The following is a 3,661-nucleotide window of genomic DNA, read 5'->3' as shown; positions in this document are numbered from 1 at the left end:
CGCGCCGACGGCTGGGGCGCCGCGGGCGGAGCAGCCGGCGGCGTCCCCGCCTGGCCCCCGGCACCGGGCGCAGCCGGCGGCACGGGCGCGTTCGCGTCGGAGGCCACCACGCCCGGCGCGACGGGCGCCGGGTCGACCGAGGCCGACGTGGTCAGCGGTGCCACGGTCGGGGCTGCCGCGGTCGGAGCTGCGGCCGTCGGGGTGGCTGTCGCCAGGGCCGCGAGCGCGGTGGCACCGGCCGACAGCACCGTCGGTACCGGGGCCGGCGCGACGGTCGTCGCCTCGCTGCCCGCCGCAGTCTCCGCGGACGCCGTCGCTGCTGGCGACGCCTCGGCAGGCGCCGGCGCGAGGACAGCCGCCGGGGCCGTCGTCGGGGCCGGCACAGGTGCGTCCACCGCGACGGGCGCAGCCACCGGTGCCGCGGCCGCCGACGTGGTCGGCTCGTCGCCGGCGTCGGTCGCGCTCTGCTCGCTGTCCCGTCCCGGGCGCGGAGCCGGGGTCGCCGGGTCCTGCTCGTGCGCGCCGGCCGCGGCCAGGGCGCTCGCGAACGGGTCACCCGCGTCCGCGCGCTGTCCCGCCGAGCCCCGCGCGGGCCCGGCGGGAGCGGTAGCCGTCGGTGCGACCGTCGTCGGCATCACGAGGCCACCCCGGCGAGGAGCTCCCACGCGAGACGGGACGCGTCGGTCGTCGACGTCTCCTGCCCCGACGGGGCGAGCCCGCTCAGGGCACCGAGCGGCGAGCCCCCACCCCCGCCGAGCAGCGAGGCGAGCGACGCGGCGTCGGTCGCGAGCGCGTCCGGCGCCGCCGCGACGGCGGCACCCTCCTGCGGCAGGATCCGCCGGATCGCCGTCGGGGTGGCGTACACGTCGCGGATGTTCACGTGCCCGCCGGGCTTGGGTGCGTCGATCATCTTCCCGTCCCCCAGGTAGATCGCGATGTGGGTCCCGCCGCCGAACACGAGCAGGTCCCCGGGCTTGGCGTCGTCCATCGAGGCGACCTTCTCGCCGAGGTGCATCTGCTGGCGTGCGGTGCGCGGGACGCCGTCGACGCCGAGGTCGGTCAGGGAGCGCAGCACCAGGCCCGAGCAGTCCAGGCCGCCCTCGGACAGGGACTCGCCGCCCCACACGTAGGGCACGCCGAGGTACTTCTTCGCGGTCGCGATGAGGTCCTGCGCGGTGACCCCGGACCCCGGCGCGATGCCCGTGTCCGTCGTCGTGCCGGTCGTTGTGGCGGTGCCCGCTACGCCGGACGTGCCGGTCGCCTCGGCGAGCGCGGTCTGGAAGGCCGCCGCCGTGCTCCCCGAGGCTGCGGCGGCACCACCGGTCGTCGTGCCGCTCGCGGTGGTGGACGTCGGCGCGACCAGGGCGCGCAGCTCCTGCACGCGCGACTGCACGGCCGCGATGGACTCGTTGCTCACAGCTCCGCCCCGATCCCGGCGCGGGCCGCCGCGCGCGCTCCGACCTCGTCGAGCACGACCTGCTCGGCGCGGCGCTCCTCGGCCCGCTGGGTCAGCGTGTGCCGCTCCTCGAGCAGCTCGAGCGCGCGCGCGTCGCGGCGCGCTGCGGACCAGGCCTCGCTGCACTCCTGGACGCTCTCGCTCGCGCGGCCGACGAGGTGGTCACGCTCGGACAGGAGCGCGGCAAGGGTGGACCGGCTCGCCACGGCTGCCATCCACGCGATGTCGTCGCCCGTGGCCGGCAGCCCGGCACCCGCGAGCGCGGCCGCGGTCGCGCGGCGCAGCTCGGCCGCGCGCGCCTCGTCCCGGCGCGCTGTGGCGAGCTCGGCGACCGCCTGCTCCTCGGCCCGGCCGCGCATGCGCAGCAGTCCGGCGAGGGGGAACGAGCGCGTCATGTGAGGTCTCCCAGGGTGTGCACGAGCGCCGCGAGGCGCTGCCAGGACTCGGCGGGCAGCGCCCGCTCGTCCATGGACTGCTGCAGGAACAGATCGATCTGGCGTCCGTGGGTCACGGCCGCGTCGACCAGGGGGTTCGAGCCCGCGACGTAGGCGCCCACGTCGAGCAGGTCCTGCGCCTGGCGGCGCGCGGCGAGGACCGAGCGCAGGCGCCGGGCGGCCTCGCGCTGCTCGGGGGACGTCACGCGGGTCGCCACGCGGCTCACGGAGCCGAGCGCGTCGATCGACGGGAAGTGGCCCGCGACCGCGAGCCGCCGGTCGAGGACCACGTGCCCGTCGAGGATGGAGCGCGCGGCGTCGGCGATCGGCTCGTTGTGGTCGTCGCCGTCGACGAGGACCGTGTACAGGCCGGTGACCGAGCCCGTGGGGCCGGTGCCCGCGCGCTCGAGGAGCTGGGCGAGCAGAGCGAACGTGCTCGGCGGGTACCCACGCGTCGCGGGCGGCTCGCCCACGGACAGCCCGATCTCCCGCTGCGCCATCGCCACGCGGGTCAGCGAGTCCATCATGAGCACCGCGTGGCGACCCTCGTCGCGCAGGTGCTCGGCGATGCGGGTCGCGACGAACGCGGAGCGCAGCCGGACCAGCGCGGGCTCGTCGGAGGTCGCCACGACGACGACGCTGCGGGCCAGGCCCTCGGGCCCGAGGTCGTCCTCGAGGAACTCGCGCACCTCGCGGCCGCGCTCCCCCACGAGTGCGATCACCGACACCTCGGCGTCCGTGCCGCGCGCGATCATCGACAGCAGGCTCGACTTGCCGACGCCGGAGCCGGCGAACAGCCCGAGCCGCTGACCGCGGCCGGCGCTGACGAGGGCGTCCATCGCGCGCACCCCGAGCCCGAGCTGGGCGTCGACCCGGGTGCGCTCGAGCGGGTGCGGCGCTCGGCCGTCGACCGGCACCCAGGCCCGGGCGCGCAGCGGGCCGCGGCCGTCGATCGGCCGGCCCAGCCCGTCCAGGACACGGCCGAGCAGACCCGAGCCGACCGGGACGCGGAACCGGCCGGCCGGGTGGACCGGCATCCCGGCACGCAGGCCGCGGGTCGCGCCGAGCGGCATGCACCGCGCGGTGCCGGCGCTCGTCGCGGCGACCTCGGCCAGCACCTCGTCGGGGCCGGTCCCGATCCGGACGAGCTCCCCGACCGCGGCGCGCGTGCCGACGACGTCGAGCGTGAGCCCGACGACGGCGCGCAGGCGACCCACGGCCTCGGGACCCGCAGCGGCCAGGACGGACGACGGCAGGGCGGAGGCGGGGCGCTCGGCGACGAGCGGGCTCATCGCTGCTCCCCCGGGTGCGCGAGCGTGGTCAGCGCGGCACGGCCGCGCTCGAGGGCTGCGGCGATGCGCGCGTCGACGTGCCCGTCGGCGTGCTCTGCGACGGCGTCGCCCGGTGCGAGCGAGGGATCGGCCTCGAGGCGGAGGTCGGTGAGGTCGGCGTCGCCCGTGAGCAGGGTCGCCAGGTCGCGCGGGTGCAGCCGGACGGTCACGGGGCCGGGGCCGGGCTCCGCGGCCCGGACGCGGGCGAGCGCCGCGAGCGCGGACCGCTCGTCGTCGGCGAGCTCGACCCCCAGCACGGCCTCGGCCAGCTCGATCGCGCCCGCGTGCAGCGCGTGCGTCGCGTCCGCCAGGACGGGGGCGGCGACCGCACGCACCGCGGCGGCGGCGCGGGCCAGGGCCTCGAGCGCGTCGGACACCCGGCGCGCCGCGACCTCGGCGTCGGCCGCCGCAGCCCGCGTGACGCGGACCGCCTGCGCGTC

The 3,661-nt window shown here is 78.4% G+C and carries 4 protein-coding genes and 1 pseudogene; all 5 read right to left on the bottom strand.

The annotated features are described in order from the left end of the window. Nucleotides 1-638 (bottom strand): annotated as a pseudogene (locus tag D1825_RS00740) (hypothetical protein); the annotation flags it as partial. Continuing rightward, nucleotides 635-1,417 (bottom strand): C40 family peptidase, encoded by a 783-nt coding sequence (locus D1825_RS00735; RefSeq protein WP_233549544.1) that lies wholly within the window; start codon nt 1,415-1,417, stop codon nt 635-637. The pseudogene D1825_RS00740 and the gene D1825_RS00735, both read right to left, overlap by 4 nt. Further along, complete coding sequence (locus D1825_RS00730; RefSeq protein ID WP_118765620.1) at nt 1,414-1,851, bottom strand: flagellar export protein FliJ; 438 nt, start codon at nt 1,849-1,851, stop codon at nt 1,414-1,416. Before D1825_RS00730 ends, D1825_RS00735 begins: the two co-directional genes overlap by 4 nt. Further along, nucleotides 1,848-3,182, bottom strand: coding sequence for a FliI/YscN family ATPase (locus tag D1825_RS00725; RefSeq protein ID WP_118765619.1), 1,335 nt, complete (start codon nt 3,180-3,182; stop codon nt 1,848-1,850). The genes D1825_RS00730 and D1825_RS00725 overlap by 4 nt, the downstream gene beginning before the upstream one ends. Continuing rightward, nucleotides 3,179-3,661: FliH/SctL family protein (locus D1825_RS00720; RefSeq protein WP_118765618.1), on the bottom strand; the 483-nt coding region annotated here is incomplete at its 5' end. The genes D1825_RS00720 and D1825_RS00725, both read right to left, overlap by 4 nt.

Origin of the sequence: Cellulomonas rhizosphaerae, assembly GCF_003470205.1 — a bacterium.
Classification (GTDB): Bacteria; Actinomycetota; Actinomycetes; order Actinomycetales; family Cellulomonadaceae; genus Cellulomonas; species Cellulomonas rhizosphaerae.
Note: the sequence above shows the minus strand (reverse complement) of the source record. Positions and strands in the feature narration are given on the sequence as shown.